Origin of the sequence: Rhodococcus sp. 14-2496-1d (genome assembly GCF_002259365.1) — a bacterium.
GTDB lineage: Bacteria > Actinomycetota > Actinomycetes > Mycobacteriales > Mycobacteriaceae > Rhodococcoides.
The window spans coordinates 1-15,815 of the sequence record NZ_NPFV01000026.1 but is presented as its reverse complement, the minus strand read 5'-3'; the positions used below and the strand labels follow the sequence as shown (position 1 = coordinate 15,815).

Genomic DNA, 15,815 nt, shown 5'->3' with positions numbered 1-15,815 from the left:
CTACGGAGTCGCCACCAGACCGAGCTCGGCATCCGAGGCGAGACCGTGGTGGTGAGGTAGCACCCGCACCGTGTATCCCACTGCGCCGCTGTGCGGCAGCAGCGTCTCGCCCGCGTAGATGTGCTCACCACCCTCGGTACCCACGTGCGTCATGGCCGTCGTGCGGATGTCGGTGAGGTTCTCCTCCTCGTCGACGCGTCCCACGACCGCCTGCACCACGACGTCCGACGGGTCGAGTCCGCCGAGATCGACGTCGGCGCGCAGCGAGAGATCCGCGCCGATCACCGGGGTGTCCGGCAGACCGTCACTGTCGACCCGGGTGACTTTGACTGCGCTCCACGCCTGTTCGACGCGCCGGCGGTACGACGCGACATCCGAGGCACCGCGGTTGTTCTCGGCCGAAGCCGCGCGGGCGGACTCGGCAGCGGGGGCGTAGTAACCCAGCGTGTAGTCCTGAACCATTCTCGACGCCAGCACTTTCGGGCCCAGCTGCTCGAGGGTGTGCCGCACCATTTCGATCCAGCGACTCGGTACCCCGTCGTCACCGCGGTCGTAGAACTTGGGTAGTACCGCCTGTTCGAGCAGTTCGTACAGAGCAGCGGCTTCGAGATCGTCCCGCCGATTGTCGTCGGTGACGCCGTCCGCGGTGGGGATCGCCCAGCCGTTCTCCCCGTCGTACATCTCGTCCCACCACCCGTCGCGGATCGACAGGTTCAGGCCGCCGTTGAGCGCGGACTTCATGCCCGAGGTACCGCAGGCTTCGAGCGGTCGCAACGGATTGTTCAGCCACACGTCGCATCCCCAGTACAGGAATCGAGCCATGGACATGTCGTAGTCGGGCAGGAACACGATGCGGTGCCGTACGTCGGCCTGGTCGGCGAATCTGACGATCTGCTGGATCAGCGCCTTTCCGCCGTCGTCGGCGGGGTGCGACTTGCCCGCGACCACCAACTGGACCGGGCGAACCGGATCGAGCAACATGGCGCGCAGTCGCTCGGGTTCGCGGAGCATCAAGGTCAGGCGCTTGTACGTCGGCACTCGTCGAGCAAATCCGACGGTGAGGACATTGGGATCGAAAACGTTTGCTGTCCAACTGATCTCGGCCTCGGTCGAGCCACGTTCGAGGGCCGAGCGCCGCACCCGACGCCGCACCTCGTCCACCAATTGCGCCCGCAGAGCGTTGCGCGTGGACCACACCTCGTCCGAGGACATCGGTCCCGACTCCGCCCATTCCCGGGCAGACCACGTCGGAGCATGAACGCCGTTGGTGACCGATCCGATCGGCACCTCGGATGCGTCGAATCCCGGCCACAGGTCGTTGAACATCTCGCGGCTGACGATGCCGTGCAACTTCGACACCCCGTTGGCACGTTGCCCCAGCCGCAGTCCCATGTGCGCCATGTTGAACACCGAGGCGTCGGCCTCGCCGCCGAGGGCGAGAATTCGATCCATCGGCAACCCCGGCAGCAGCGCCGAGTCCGCGCCGCCGTCCGCACTTGCGAAGTAGTGCCGCACCAGATCGGCCGGAAACCGGTCGATTCCGGCGGGGACCGGGGTGTGGGTGGTGAAGACGGTACCCGCTCGCACCGCCGCCAGCGCTGCATCGAAGTCCAGTGTTCCCGAGGTCACGAGTTCGCGTATCCGTTCGACGCCGAGGAATCCGGCGTGGCCCTCGTTCATGTGGAACACCTCGGGATCGGGCAGCCCGTGTGCACGGGTGTAGGCCCGGATCGCCCTGACTCCGCCGATACCGGCGAGTATCTCCTGCTTGATGCGGTGATCCTGGTCGCCGCCGTACAACCGGTCGGTGACCCCGCGCAGCTCCGGGTCGTTGTCGGCGATATCGGAATCGAGCAGCAGCAGCGGGACGCGTCCCACCTGGGCGATCCACACCCGCGCTCGCAGCACCCGAGATCCGGGCATCGAGACGTGGATCAGCACCGGAGAGTCGCCGTCGTCGGTGAGCAACCGCAGTGGCAGACCGTGCCGGTCGAGGGACGGATAGCGTTCGGCCTGCCAGCCGTCGGCCGTCAGCGACTGACGGAAGTAGCCCGAGCGGTAGAGCAGCCCGACACCGATCAACGGCAGGCCCAGGTCCGAGGCAGCCTTGAGGTGGTCGCCGGCGAGGATTCCGAGCCCGCCGGAGTAGTTCGGCAGGACCTCGGTGACACCGAACTCCATCGAGAAATACCCGATGCCCGACGGCAGAGCACGCCCCTCGGCCAGCTCGTTCTGGTACCAGAGCCGTCGAGCGAGGTAGTCGTGGAGATCGGCCTCGGCGGCGTCCAACTCGGCCAGGAAGTGCTCGTCGGCCGCGAGTTCCTCGAGACGCGCAGGTGCGACGGCTCCCAATACGGCCACCGGATCGCGCTCGAGCTCGGTCCACAACAGTGGATCGATGTGCTCGAACAGATCCTGCGTCGACGGGTGCCACGACCACCTGAGGTTTGTCGAGAGCTCGGCGAGGGCATTCAGGCGGGCGGGAAGGTGGGCTCGGACGGTGAATCGACGCAAAGCTTTCACAGGGTCGAACCCTACCCACGCACATCTGTGTCGATGGGCGGCTTGGACGAAATCCGAGATGTAGTGCCCACCGCGGGCAGTATGCGTCGGCGCACGCGCCATCTGCATTGCTGCACTACGGTTGACGAGTAGAAGCACACCAATATCGGTTCGATCAGAGGTTGCGCCCGCGCAGCCATACCTCTAGCGAAGAATGGAGTGTGAAGTGACAGGTCGACTTGGTATCGACAATGTCCTTCCAGATACGACGACCGGGAAGTACCCCGCGAAAGCGGTGGTGGGCGAGACGTTTCCAGTCTCCGCCGACGTCTGGCGCGAGGGTCACGATGCGGTGGCCGCGACACTGTCGGTGCGCGGGCCTGGAGGCAAACTCGAACGCATCCCGATGACACCGGGCCGCGAACCCGACACGTTCGACGCGGTGTTCGTCCCCTCTCGGCCGGGTTACTGGATCTGCCGCATCGAAGCGTGGAGCGATCCGATCAGCACCTGGCGTCACGCCGTCGAAGCCAAGCTCGGAGTGGGCCAGAGTGCCCACGAACTCGCCAACGATCTCGAGATCGGGGCCCGGTTGTTCCTGCGGGCCGCCACCGGAGTTCCGGCCGAGAGCAGGCAGATGCTGGCCGATGTCGCCGCCGCGCTGCGCGATACCGACCGCCCGCTGCCGGCTCGCGTGTCCTCGGCGTTCGCGCCGGCGGTCGCCGAACTGCTGTTCGCGCATCCGCTGCGCGAATTGGTGACTCGATCTCGCGCGGTCAATGTGTGGGTCGATCGCAATCTCGCGCTCAACGGTGCGTGGTACGAGTTCTTCCCCCGGTCGACCGGTGGGTGGAACGAGGACGGTTCGCCTCGGCACGGCACGTTCGCGACGTCGATCGAGCAGTTGCCCCGCATCGAGCGGATGGGATTCGACATCGTCTACCTGCCGCCCATCCACCCGATCGGCACCATCAACCGCAAGGGCCCGAACAACACGCTGACGCCCGGCCCCGAGGACGTCGGGTCGCCGTGGGCCATCGGCTCGAAGGACGGCGGGCACGACGCCATCCATCCCGAACTGGGCACCGAGGACGACTTCCGCGCGTTCGTCGCCGCCGCGCAGGAACACAACCTCGAAGTGGCGCTCGATCTCGCTCTCCAGGCTGCTCCCGATCATCCCTGGGCTGCAACACATTCCGAGTGGTTCACCGTCCTTCCGGACGGCACCATCGCCTACGCCGAGAACCCTCCGAAGAAGTACCAGGACATCTACCCGGTCAACTTCGACAACGACCGACGCGGCATCTACGAAGAGGTGCTCCGCGTTGTCCGATACTGGATTTCGCTGGGCGTCAAGGTCTTCCGAGTCGACAATCCACACACCAAGCCGCCGGACTTCTGGGAATGGTTGATCGCCGAGGTGAAGAAGACCGACCCGGACGTGCTGTTCTTGGCCGAGGCGTTCACCCGCCCGGTGCGTATGTACGGGTTGGCGCAGCGCGGTTTCACGCAGTCGTACACCTACTTCACGTGGCGTACCGCGAAATGGGAGCTCACCGAGTTCGCCGAGGAACACGCTCGACGCGCCGACGACGCGCGGCCGAACCTGTTCGTCAACACCCCGGACATCCTGCACGAGAGCCTGCAGCACGGCGGGCCCGGAATGTTCGCTCTCCGAGCAGCTCTCGCGGCGACGATGGCTCCCACCTGGGGCGTCTACTCGGGCTACGAGCTGTTCGAGCACCAAGCCGTGCGAGAGGGCAGCGAGGAGTACCTGGACTCGGAGAAGTACCAGCTGCGTCCGCGCGACTTCGAGGGTGCACTCGCCCGCGGCGAGTCGCTCGAACCGTGGATCACCACGCTGAACGCGATCAGGCGTGCGCATCCGGCGCTGCAGCAACTCCGCAACATCCACTTCCACACCATCGACAACGAGGCGCTGATCGGATACTCCAAGTTCGACCCGCAGACCGGTGACTCGATCCTGGTGGTGATCAACCTCAATCCCTTCGGAGCCGAGGAAGGCACGATCCACCTGGACATGCCCGCCCTCGGTCACGACTGGCAGGACACCCTCACGATCAAGGACGAAGTGAGCGGCGTTCACTACGACTGGGGCCACACCAATTTCGTTCGGCTCGAGCCCTGGACGTCGGTGGCGCACATCTTCACGCTCCCCCACATCCCGTACCCGGCACGAATCGAACTGGCCTACCGCGGCAACCGAAAGTGAAGGGATTCAACGTGACCGAGAATCCGACGACGCCCGAAGACACCGTCGCAGCCCCGCCCGACAACGATCTCGAACTCATCGCTGCAGGGCGGCACTACAACCCGCATTCCGTCCTCGGTGCCCACCCGGTGCCGGGCGGAACCGCGATCCGGGCCCTCAAGCCCGACGCCGAGAAGGTCGTCGCCCGCATCGGTGGCGTCGACCACGAGCTGACCCACGTCGCGCACGGAGTCTTCTCTGCTCTTCTCCCGTTCGAGGACCTGATCGACTACCGCCTCGTGGTGACGTGGCCCGGTGGACACGTCTCCGAATCCGCCGACGGATACCGCTTCCTGCCCACTCTCGGCGAACTCGATCTGCACCTGTTCGGTGAGGGCAGACACGAGCGTCTGTGGGACATTCTGGGCGCGCACCAACAGTCGTACGCGACACCCGACGGCCCCGTCACCGGCACGTCGTTCGCGGTCTGGGCACCCGCAGCCCAGGGCGTCACGCTGGTCGGCGATTTCGACGGCTGGACCGGCCGCACATGGCCGATGCGCGTACTGGGCTCGACCGGAGTGTGGGAGATCTTCGCGCCCGACATCGCGCCGGGCGCGCTGTACAAGTTCCGCGTCCACGGCTCCGACGGCTCGGTCAAGGACAAGGCCGACCCGATGGCCTTCGCCACCGAGGTTCCACCGTCGACGGCCTCGGTGGTGACCGCATCCTCGTACACCTGGAACGACGAGTCCTGGCTCGATACGAGGGCCGGCATCGAGCCGACGCAGGCACCGATGAGCGTCTACGAGATCCACCTGGCGTCCTGGCGGCCGGGACTGGGGTACCGCGAACTCGCCGAGCAGTTGGCCGAATACGTCACCGAAACCGGCTTCACCCACGTCGAGCTGCTCCCGGTCGCCGAGCACCCGTTCGGCGGGTCCTGGGGATATCAGGTGACCTCGTACTACGCACCGACCTCTCGCTTCGGCGGCCCCGACGATTTCCGCTACTTCGTCGACCACCTCCACAGTGCCGGAATCGGTGTCATCGTCGACTGGGTTCCCGCCCACTTCCCCAAGGACGAATGGGCCCTGGCTCGGTTCGACGGCGGCCCGCTCTACGAGCACGGTGACCCGCAGCGCGGCGAGCAACTCGACTGGGGCACTTTGGTCTTCGACTTCGGGCGGCGCGAGGTGCGCAACTTCCTGGTCGCGAACGCGCTGTACTGGATCGACGAGTTCCACATCGACGGACTGCGCGTCGACGCCGTGGCGTCGATGCTGTACCTGGACTACTCCCGTCCCGAGGGCGGCTGGTCGCCGAACATCTACGGCGGCCGCGAGAACCTCGAGGCCGTGACCTTCCTGCAGGAGATGAACGCGACGGTGCACAAGAAGCACCGCGGTGTCGTCACGGTGGCAGAGGAGTCGACCGCATGGCCCGGCGTCACCCGCCCGACGAACGTCGGCGGACTCGGGTTCAACATGAAGTGGAACATGGGCTGGATGCACGACACCCTCGGCTTCCTCGGGCGTGACCCCATCCACCGCAGCTACCACCACCACGAGATCACCTTCTCCCTGGTCTATGCGTGGAGTGAGAACTACCTGCTCCCCATCAGCCACGACGAGGTGGTACACGGCAAGGGCACTTTGTGGACTCGGATGCCCGGAGACGACTACGCCAAGGCAGCAGGGCTGCGCGGAATGCTCGCCTACATGTGGGCGCACCCCGGTAAGCAACTGCTGTTCATGGGACAGGAGTTCGGGCAGACCCGTGAGTGGTCCGAGGAACGCGGTCTCGACTGGTATCAGATCGACGAGGAACCTCTGCACAACGGCGTGAAAACCCTTGTGTCCGATCTGAACTCGACGTACAAGACCCATCCGGCGCTGTGGACGCTCGACACCTCGCCGAGTGGATACTCGTGGATCGACGCCAACGACACCGAGAACAACGTGCTGAGCTTTCTGCGGTACGGATCCGACGGTTCGGTCATCGCGTGTATTTTCAACTTCTCCGGAAACGAGCACGGCAGCTATCGTGTGGGACTACCGGAACCCGGCCGCTGGATCGAGATCCTCAACACCGATGCAACGGAGTACGGGGGCTCCGGCGTGGGCAACCTGGGTGAAGTGACGGCTACATCGCACTCGTGGCACGGTCGACCGGCGTCAGGCCAGGTCGCCCTTCCTGCCAACGGGGCGATCTGGATAAAACTGGAGCGATAGATGAGTGGCGGCCGCACACCCCGACTTCTGGCCGCGGCCGCCACTGCAGGGCTGCTCCTGCTGACCTCGTGCGCACAGACCGTCAGCGGAAACGCGGTATCGATCTACGAGAACCCGTTCACCGTCGCCGGACTTCCGGTCACGAACGGGCCGAGCGGGCCCCGTCCCGGTGTCCCCGATTCGACGATCACCGTGGAGAACGCCGAGGGCACCGACTCGGACATTCTCGGTACGAACGCGATCGACGACATCCAGCAGTTCTGGGCCGAGCAGTACCCCAACTTGTTCAAGGGCTCGTTCACCCCGGTCTCGAAGGTCGTCTCGTGGGACGCGTCCGAGGACGAGGGATCGGGCATCAGATTCTGCGGAGACCGCACCGGCGGTATTCCCAACGCCGCGTACTGCACTCGCGACGACTCGATCGGGTGGGATCGCACCATTCTGCTCCCGGCTCTCGTCGACGCGTTCGGACCGATGTCGGTGGTGATGGTGATCGCCCACGAATACGGCCACGCCATTCAGCATCAATCGGGCCTCGTCGGCGACGACACCCCGACCATCGTTGCCGAGCAACAGGCCGACTGCTTCGCCGGCGCGTTCATCCGCCACGTCGCCGAAGACGATGCACCGCACTTCACCATCAACACCTCGGACGGACTCAACGGAGTTCTCGCCGCGACAGTCGCCGTGCGCGACGTCGACCCCAACGATCCGGAATCGGTACACGGCTCTGCCTTCGAGCGCGTCACCGCAGTGCAGCTCGGCTTCACCGACGGCGCGGCAATCTGCACCGGTATCGACGAGGCCGAGATCGATTCGCGTCGAGCATCGTTGCCGCAGAAGTTCAGCGACCCGGACGACTCCGGTGAGCTACCGGTCACCGAGGACACCCTCGGAGCCTTCACTCGGTCCTTCGAAACCGTGCTGCCCGTCGCCGTTCCACCGAACATCGACTATTCCGGTTCGGATACCGGGTGCTCCGACGCCGAGCCCACCGCGCCGGTGTCGTACTGCCCGTCGACCAACACCATCGGTGTCGACGTCGAGGACCTGGCCGAAGTCGGACAGCCCGAGACACCCCGACGCGGAGATATCCTGCCGCTCAACGTTTCCGGCGACTACAGCGCCTACGTGCTGTTCGCCTCGCGCTACACGCTCGCGGTGCAGAAGGAAGCAGGCCAGTCGCTCGACGATCCGCAGGCCGCCCTGCGATCGGCCTGTCTGTCCGGAGTGATCACCTCGGCGATGAGCCTCGAGAGCGGCACGACGGACCTCGAAGTCTGGCTCTCCCCCGGCGATCTCGACGAGGCCGTGTCCGGACTGCTCAGTGACGGCCTCGCCGCCAGCGACGTCAACGGTACGACCCTGCCGTCCGGCTTCTCCCGAGTCGATGCCTTCCGTTCGGGAGTTCTCGGCGGCAAGGAACGGTGCGACGCACGCTACAGCTGAGTACCGCTGTCAGTACAGGGCCGACGCAAGCTTGCGTCGCGCAGAAACCACCAGCGGATCGGCCGAATCGAACAACTCGAACAGCTCGAGCAGACGGGTGCGCAGCGCAGTTCGGTCGTCGCCGGCGCTGATCTTGATACCGTCGATCAGCCGCGCAAAAGCCTGCTCCGGTTGTTGACCGGCCATCTCGGCGTCTGCGGCATCGATCCGAGCCTGAACGTTGGCGGCGTCGGCGTCGGCGAGTGCAATCGCGTCCGGTGCCAGATTCTGCACACGCGCAAGGAATTTGACCTGACGCAGTGCGGCGACGGCCTCGGTGTTCTTCGGTTCGGCGTCGATGATCGCCTGGTAGGCAACTTCTGCCTTCACGAAATCACCCTCGTCGATGGCCTCTTCGGCTGCGACGATCCGCGGATCCTCGATATCGGGTTCCGGTTCGGCAGCCGCGACTCCGGGCGGGCCACTGAGCTTGCCGGCCGTGGCCTGCTCCACTGCCTGCAGCCACTGACGCAACTGCTCGTCCGACTGGGTGCCCTGGAAGTCGGCCAGAGGCTGGCCCGCTGCCACGGCAACGACCGTCGGAATGGCCTGAACGCCGAATGCCTGCGCGATCTGCGGGTTGGAGTCCACGTCGACCCGCGCGAGCACCCACGTTCCCGCGGCCTCGACTGCCAGCTGTCCGAGCTGACGCGTCAACGCCTGGGACTGCGGCGAACGAGCAGACCCCAGGTCGACGATCACCGGAACCTGCGTGGACCGTTGCAGAACCTCGGCCTCGAACGTAGCCGCGGTCACGTCCACGATCGGTGCCAGTCCTCCCGCGTCGCCTGCGGATTCGGCCGCGGGTGCAGGTGCCGGACGGTCCTTGAGAACGGACAGGTCGACGGCACCGGCGATGGATGCGGGAACAACAGCTGACGGGCGGACGGGAGGACGGGAACCGGGTCGAGTCACGCCCTACAGTTTGTCACTAACGCGATGCGTCATCCACTGGCGGGCGGTGCAGGTCGGTCAGGACAGAACCTTGGCATCGGCTGCAGGCCTGCCGGTGCTCAACTCGGCGAGACGGCCGGTGCGCGCGGCCCAGATCTCGAAGATCACGGTGCCGAACGGGGGGAACGCCGCGACGAGCGCCAGCAGGGTCGCCTTGATGTCCCATTTGAGCTTGACCGCCGTCAACACGGCGACGGCCAGATACACGACGAACACGCCGCCGTGGATGGGCCCGAAGATCTTCACGCCGATTTCGTTGCCATCGGCAGGGATGTACTTGAACGCCATTCCGATCAGCAGACCCAGCCAGGTGAACGCTTCGAGCACAGCGACGAAGCGGAAGCGTTTGGCTGTACTGCTCAGGTCGAAGAAGTTGGTCATACCCGCTATTGTGCCCGGTTTGCTACGACGGAACGTAGTGGCTCTGGTCTCAGTCCCGCGCCAGAGCCACCACGCGCCTACTGCTTCGGGACTCGAACGATGAGGGCGTCGCCCTGTCCACCGCCGCCGCACAGGGCGGCCGCGCCCACTCCGCCGCCGCGTCGCTGCAGCTCGAGAGCCAGATGCAAGGCGATGCGAGCTCCCGACATGCCGAGGGGATGCCCGATCGAGATCGCTCCGCCGTTGACGTTCACGATCTCGGGATCGATGCCCAGCTCACGCGTCGACGCGATTCCGACCGCTGCGAACGCCTCGTTGATCTCGACGACGTCGAGATCCTTCGGGTCGATGCCGTCCTTCTCGCATGCCTTGACGATCGCGCGAGCCGGCTGTGACTGCAGTGTGGAGTCGGGACCGGCGACCACTCCGTGGGCACCGATCTCGGCGAGCCAGGTCAGACCGAGCGACTCCGCCTTCTCCTTGCTCATCACCACGACGGCGGCGGCACCGTCGGAAATCTGTGACGCCGATCCGGCGGTCACGGTGCCGGCCTTGTCGAATGCGGGGCGAAGCTTGCCGAGGGAGTCGACGGTGGTGTCGGCGCGGATGCCTTCGTCTGCGGTGAACTGAATCGGCTCACCCTTGCGCTGCGGGATCGAGACCGGAACCACCTCGTCGTCGAAGACGCCGTTCTTCCAGGCCGCTGCGGCTTTCTGATGCGACGCGGCGGCAAAGGTGTCCTGCTCCTCGCGAGTGATGACCTCGGTGCTCTGGTTGCGCTGCTCGGTCAGCGCACCCATGGCCTGATCGGTGAAGATGTCGTACAGACCGTCGTACGCGAGGTGGTCACGCATTGTGACATCGCCGTACTTGAACCCGGCGCGCGACTTCTCGAGCATGTGCGGTGCCTGGGTCATCGACTCCTGGCCACCGGCGACGACGATCTCGAATTCACCGGCACGAATCAGCTGGTCGGCCAATGCGATGGCGTCGACTCCGGACAGGCACACCTTGTTGATCGTCAGGGCAGGCACGGTCATCGGAATACCAGCAGCAACCGCAGCCTGACGGGCTGGAATCTGGCCCGCACCGGCGGTGAGAACCTGGCCCATGATGACGTAGTCGACCTGATCCGGAGCAACACCGGCCTTCTCGAGTGCGCCCTTGATGGCGATACCGCCGAGGTCCGATCCCGAGAAGTCCTTGAGTGCACCCGAGAAGCGCCCGACGGGCGTACGAGCACCGGCGACGATGACTGTTGTGGTCACGATTTCCTCCGAAAGTGTGAAGACGGCCTTGTCGAGATCAACGCTCCGACGCTCCCTTCCGATACCGGCCGGGCGGAACACCGAAACGCAGCTGGCGCTAACGTCATGGCCATGACCTCCAGCACGCAGTCTTACACGGGAGCCCCGCTGCGCTCCGACCTGGTGACGGCTATCGACCACGTGGGTGTCGCGGTGCCCGATCTCGATGCCGCGATCGCCTGGTACACAGACCACCTCGGCATGATTGCCGTGCACGAGGAGATCAACGAGGAACAGGGTGTCCGCGAGGCGATGCTCTCCTTCCCCGGAGCGACGGAGAAGTCCGCTGCACTGCAGTTGCTGGCACCGATCGACGAGTCGTCCACCATCGCCAAGTTCATCGGCCGCAACGGCCCGGGACTGCAGCAGTTGGCCTACCGCGTCACCGACATCGAAGAGATCTCGACAGAGTTGCGCGCTCGCGGAGTTCGGTTGCTGTACGACGCCCCGCGCCGCGGCACCGCCGATTCTCGGATCAACTTCGTCCATCCCAAGGACGCCGGTGGAGTGCTCATCGAACTCGTCGAACCTGATCACAATTCGCACTGAGCGAACTCGGTGAGTGAACCGTATGGCCCTCTACTTGACTCACCGGTAAATTGACGGCCATGGCCATCGATCATGAACGCACTTCCACGGTGCAACTTCCCTTTTCCATCGTCCGGAAAGGGTTCGATCGCGACGAAGTCACCAACTACTTCGAGCGATTCGACGCCGAACTACGGCTGACGACTGCAGATCGTGATGCGGCCGCAGCGCAGGCTCGTGATCTGGCCAAGCAGCTCGACGACGCTCGCGACGAGATCGACGAACTGCGCAAGGACATCGATCGCCTGTCGGTTCCGCCCACCACGGCGGAGGGGATGAGCGATCGAATCTCACGCATGCTGCGGTTGGCCTCGGACGAGGCATCCGAGGTACGCGCCAAGGCGCACTCGGAGTCCGAGGAAATGATCTCCGTTGCGCAGCAGGAGAGTGCCCGACTGCGCGGACGGCACGAGTCACTGGTGGCCGAACTCGAAGAGCGCCGAACGGCACTCGAAGCCGAACATGAGCAGACCATGGCTCAGGCGCGCACGGAGGCGGCCCGAGTGGTCGAGGCCGCGCAGGCCGAGCGCGACAAGTTGGCCGCAGAATCCGAGGCCAAGCGCGCCAAGGTTCAGGAAGACTTCGAGATCACGATGGCCGAGCGCCGAACCAAGGTGCTCACCGCCCTCGAGGAACTAGAGGCGTCCAGCAAGGCCGATGCCGCCCGACGCATCGAAGAGGCGACGACCGAGGCTGCTCGACGGCTTCAGTCCGCCAGTGAACAGGCCGAAAGGCGGATCGCGCACTCCAAGGAACTGGCCGAGGAGCTGCGTGTGCTGCGCAGCCGCGTACTGGCCCAGCTGCTCGGAATCCGGGGCCAGCTCGATTCGGTTCCGGCGATGCTCGCCTCGGTCAATCGCGAAAGCGAGCTGCTCGACAATCCAGACCCGACGGCCATCCTGAAGAAGGAAGAAGAGAAAGCGGCCGCGAAGGCCGAGGAACAGAAGGAATCGGCCGACTCCTCGTCCTGATTCGGCTGATCCTGCGCCTGGCCTCCCCCGCTACGACCATCTACGGGTGAGGCCTCGCGTGTTTCGCCCGGACCAACACCCGGTGTGCCAATGCCGACGATTGTCGGCACCGCCGAAATCGTCCGACGGCCACGCCACGATGTGTGCGACGCCCGGCCGCACCTCGTGATCGCAGCCGGGGCAGCGATACGTCTTGACCGCCTTGGCACCGGGGATCATCCGAGTCGTGTACGTGTCTCCGTCCGGACCGACCTCGACCCGATTGCCGCCCAGCACGGAATCGGTCGGCGGGCCGAGAACACTCGGGCCGCTCCGATTCGCTCTGCGGGGCTGATTACGACGGGGCACCCGTCCAGTGTAGAGAACACGCCGGCGGACACGGACGGTCGTCAGAAAAGCCTGAACTCGGTGCTGTCGGTTCCGCGCAGGACGTCGTAGTCGAGTGTGAGACAACGAATGCCGCGATCGGTGGCGAGCGTCTTCGCCTGAGGCTTGATCACCTGGGCAGCGAAGACACCGCTCACCGGAGCCAGCAGCGGGTCACGGTTGAGAAGCTCCAAGTACCGGGTCAACTGCTCGACGCCGTCGATCTCGCCACGTCGCTTGATCTCGACCGCCACAGTTCCGCCATCAGCGTTGCGGCACAGCAGATCCACCGGTCCGATAGCCGTCATGTATTCGCGCCGCACGAGCGTGTAACCGTCACCCAAGGTACTGACATGCTCGGCCAGCAGCTCCTGAAGATGGGCCTCCACACCGTCTTTCACCAATCCGGGATCGATGCCCAACTCGTGGCTCGAGTCGAGTTCGACGTCATCGATGGTGATACGAAGTTCTTCGCCGGCCTTGTTGGTGACGACCCACTTGATCGTCTCGCCCTCGGTGGTTTCTACCGTCCAGCAGGGCGGCGACATCCAGTTCAGCGGCTTGTAGGCCCTGTCGTCCGCATGCACGCTGACCGATCCGTCGGACTTGACGAGAAGCAGGCGACGAGCGGACGGGAGATGTGCGGTGAGGCGGCCGACGTAGTCGACTTGGCAACGAGCAATAACTAGACGCACTCGACCACCTTAAGGCAGGAGCCCCGTTAGTCTGTGACGACCATGCCGCAATTGAGACGATCTGCCGCTCCCCTGGGTTCCCGCCTGCTCGGCGACACCTCCGAGTCGCCGCGTCGACGACGGATCCGAATCCAGCTGTTGCTGACGGTGTTTCTGATCCTGTCGAACCTCATCGGTGCAGTCATCGTGGGGGTTCTGATCAGCGTAGTGGTGCCCGGACCGGACGTTCTGCGAACGGATCAGTACTGGTGGGTGAATTTCATCGTCGTCCCGGTATACGTGTTCGTGGCTTTCGTCGTCGGTGCCGTCTGGGGCACCACGCACGCTCTGCGAAGCCTGCGGTGGGCAATCGAGGACCGTCAACCCAGCCGCGAGGAGCAGGTCGCGACCCTCGCAATGCCGTGGCGTCTGACCCGAATCCAGATTCTGCTCTGGATAGGAGCCTTGCTGCTGCTCACCACGATCGACGGCATCATCGACGCGGCGTCGATTCCCAAGGTTGCGTTCACGATCGCGGCAGGTGGCACCGTCGTCTGCGCGTTCAGCTACCTACTCAGTGAATTTGCGCTTCGTCCCGCTGCCGCTCGGGCCCTCGAAGCCGGGGATCCTCGTCGAATCCGTATTGCCGGAGTCATGGGCCGATCGATTCTGTCGTGGCTGTTGGGCACCGGCGTGCCGGTCAGCGGATTGATGATCATCGCCATCTTCCGCTTCATCAACCCCGAAACGACAGCGACACAGCTCGCGGTCTGCATCCTGTCCCTCGGAGGAATCACCATCGTTTTCGGCCTTGCGCTGACCGTGCTCGGTGGTTTCGCGACGACGTCCCCGATCAACAATGTGCGGGCAGGCATGGCCGAGGTGGAGAAGGGCAACATGGATGTCCGCCTTGCGGTGTACGACGGCACCGAGCTCGGCGAGCTGCAGAGTGGGTTCAATCGCATGGCCGACGGAGTGCGCGATCGGGAGAAGATTCGAGACCTCTTCGGAAGACACGTAGGACACGAGGTCGCCGAGAAGGCCCTGCAGTCCGAGAGCGAGCTCGGCGGACAGGAACGCGATATCGCCGTGTTCTTCATCGACCTCGTGGGATCGACGGAGCTGGCAGCATCCCGACCCCCTACCGAGGTCGTGGACCTGCTCAACCGGTTCTTCGCCGTGGTGGTCGACGAGGTGGACGAGCACGGCGGCTTCATCAACAAGTTCGAGGGCGACGCGGCTCTGGCCATCTTCGGAGCCCCCAACGAAATTCCCGACCACTGCGGCTCGGCGCTGGCTGCGGCACGAGCAATTGCCCGACGACTCGTGGTCGAAGTTCCCGAATGCAGCGCCGCGGTCGGCGTCGCGGCGGGACGCGCTGTCGCCGGCAACGTCGGTGCGAAGTCCCGATTCGAGTACACGGTCATCGGAGACCCAGTGAACGAAGCCGCTCGCCTGTCCGAGCTGGCGAAAAATTCCCCCGGAGCGATCCTTGCATCGAAGACCGCCGTGGACGGCGCCTCGGACGACGAGGCGCAGCGTTGGGAATTCGGCGATCGCGTGACGCTCCGAGGTCGATCCGCCGAGACGGTCCTCGCGAACCCCAAGGATGTGAAAGTCACCGCCGACGAGCCTGTTGCCGTGCACGCCTGACTCGCATTACCGGTCCTTGCAGTTCCGCAGCCCGTCGCGTCGGTACCGCATTTCGCAAATGCGCGCGCGTTCGTCAGCTGCGCAGGGATTGGTGGGTGGTTGGGGTGCGATTGTGAGCGCGGTTGGCGATTGCGCGCGCCTTTGCGCTCGTATTCGCGGTCCGCAGCGCGTCGTCTGCCCGCACCCGAGTTCAGGCCGCGACCCCGCTCGTCGCAAATGCGCGCGCGTTCGTCGGGTGTGCGGGGATTGGTGGGTGGTTGGGGTGCGGTTGTGCGCGCGTATGACGACTGCGTGCGCGTTTGTCGCGGGGATATGGGCTGTTGTGGTGTGGTTTCGAAATGCAGAACACCCCCGGACCGGGTGGTCTGGGGGTGTTCTGGGAAATTGTGTTCGGCGGTGTCCTACTCTCCCACACCCTGTCGAGTGCAGTACCATCGGCGCTGGAGGGCTTAGCTTCCGGGTTCGGAATGGGACCGGGCGTTTCC

At 65.0% G+C, this 15,815-nt stretch carries 12 protein-coding genes and 1 rRNA gene; 6 read left to right on the top strand and 7 right to left on the bottom strand.

Annotated features, from left to right (window positions below; genetic code table 11):
* On the bottom strand, positions 1 to 2,523 hold the full coding sequence (gene glgP, locus CH296_RS18810; RefSeq protein WP_094685499.1) for an alpha-glucan family phosphorylase: 2,523 nt from the start codon (positions 2,521 to 2,523) through the stop codon (positions 1 to 3).
* A 205-nt stretch (positions 2,524 to 2,728) separates the two neighbouring features.
* Here glgP and CH296_RS18805 point away from each other — a divergent pair, with 205 nt between their 5' ends.
* From CH296_RS18805 to CH296_RS18795, 3 genes are read left to right on the top strand one after another with little or no spacing between them, the layout of a single operon-like run.
* Positions 2,729 to 4,735: an alpha-1,4-glucan--maltose-1-phosphate maltosyltransferase gene (locus CH296_RS18805; RefSeq protein WP_032394666.1), complete on the top strand. Its 2,007-nt coding sequence runs from the start codon at positions 2,729 to 2,731 to the stop codon at positions 4,733 to 4,735.
* Between the two features lie 11 nt (positions 4,736 to 4,746).
* Complete coding sequence (gene glgB / locus CH296_RS18800; RefSeq protein ID WP_094685508.1) at positions 4,747 to 6,948, top strand: 1,4-alpha-glucan branching protein GlgB; 2,202 nt, start codon at positions 4,747 to 4,749, stop codon at positions 6,946 to 6,948.
* Positions 6,949 to 8,397 (top strand): metallopeptidase, encoded by a 1,449-nt coding sequence (locus CH296_RS18795; protein ID WP_094685498.1) that lies wholly within the window; start codon positions 6,949 to 6,951, stop codon positions 8,395 to 8,397. It abuts the gene before it with no gap.
* A 9-nt stretch (positions 8,398 to 8,406) separates the two neighbouring features.
* On the opposite strand, the gene CH296_RS18790 is transcribed toward CH296_RS18795, so the two are convergent.
* From CH296_RS18790 to CH296_RS18780, 3 genes are all read right to left on the bottom strand, one after another.
* Complete coding sequence (locus CH296_RS18790) at positions 8,407 to 9,294, bottom strand: tetratricopeptide repeat protein (RefSeq protein WP_094685507.1); 888 nt, start codon at positions 9,292 to 9,294, stop codon at positions 8,407 to 8,409.
* Positions 9,295 to 9,408: 114 nt separating this feature from the next.
* Positions 9,409 to 9,780 carry a DUF3817 domain-containing protein gene (locus tag CH296_RS18785; RefSeq protein ID WP_176459279.1) on the bottom strand — a complete coding sequence of 124 codons (372 nt, stop codon included), beginning with the start codon at positions 9,778 to 9,780 and terminating at the stop codon, positions 9,409 to 9,411.
* Positions 9,781 to 9,848: 68 nt separating this feature from the next.
* Complete coding sequence (locus CH296_RS18780) at positions 9,849 to 11,039, bottom strand: acetyl-CoA C-acetyltransferase (protein WP_032394813.1); 1,191 nt, start codon at positions 11,037 to 11,039, stop codon at positions 9,849 to 9,851.
* 105 nt (positions 11,040 to 11,144) lie between these two features.
* Between CH296_RS18780 and mce the strand changes: the two genes are divergently transcribed.
* Positions 11,145 to 11,627, top strand: a complete 483-nt coding sequence (gene mce / locus CH296_RS18775) for a methylmalonyl-CoA epimerase (RefSeq protein WP_373453929.1) — start codon at positions 11,145 to 11,147, stop codon at positions 11,625 to 11,627.
* 59 nt (positions 11,628 to 11,686) lie between these two features.
* On the top strand, positions 11,687 to 12,637 hold the full coding sequence (locus CH296_RS18770; protein WP_032394669.1) for a hypothetical protein: 951 nt from the start codon (positions 11,687 to 11,689) through the stop codon (positions 12,635 to 12,637).
* Positions 12,638 to 12,667: 30 nt separating this feature from the next.
* Here CH296_RS18770 and CH296_RS18765 read toward each other — a convergent pair whose 3' ends face one another.
* Both CH296_RS18765 and nucS read right to left on the bottom strand, forming a co-directional pair.
* Complete coding sequence (locus tag CH296_RS18765; protein WP_045194504.1) at positions 12,668 to 12,985, bottom strand: hypothetical protein; 318 nt, start codon at positions 12,983 to 12,985, stop codon at positions 12,668 to 12,670.
* Between the two features lie 41 nt (positions 12,986 to 13,026).
* Positions 13,027 to 13,698, bottom strand: a complete 672-nt coding sequence (gene nucS / locus CH296_RS18760; RefSeq protein WP_032394670.1) for an endonuclease NucS — start codon at positions 13,696 to 13,698, stop codon at positions 13,027 to 13,029.
* A gap of 42 nt (positions 13,699 to 13,740) precedes the next feature.
* Between nucS and CH296_RS18755 the strand changes: the two genes are divergently transcribed.
* The gene (locus CH296_RS18755; protein ID WP_045199496.1) at positions 13,741 to 15,330 is read left to right on the top strand and encodes an adenylate/guanylate cyclase domain-containing protein; all 1,590 of its coding nucleotides are present in this window, start codon (positions 13,741 to 13,743) and stop codon (positions 15,328 to 15,330) included.
* 388 nt (positions 15,331 to 15,718) lie between these two features.
* Here CH296_RS18755 and rrf read toward each other — a convergent pair.
* A 5S ribosomal RNA gene (gene rrf, locus CH296_RS18750) occupies positions 15,719 to 15,815 on the bottom strand; the annotation flags it as partial.

Coding starts and splice junctions, on each gene's coding strand:
- CH296_RS18770 (WP_032394669.1), top strand. CDS start 11,687: ATGGCCATCGATCATGAACGCACTTCCACGGTGCAACTTCCCTTTTCC.
- mce (WP_373453929.1), top strand. CDS start 11,145: ATGGCCATGACCTCCAGCACGCAGTCTTACACGGGAGCCCCGCTGCGC.
- CH296_RS18755 (WP_045199496.1), top strand. CDS start 13,741: ATGCCGCAATTGAGACGATCTGCCGCTCCCCTGGGTTCCCGCCTGCTC.
- CH296_RS18795 (WP_094685498.1), top strand. CDS start 6,949: ATGAGTGGCGGCCGCACACCCCGACTTCTGGCCGCGGCCGCCACTGCA.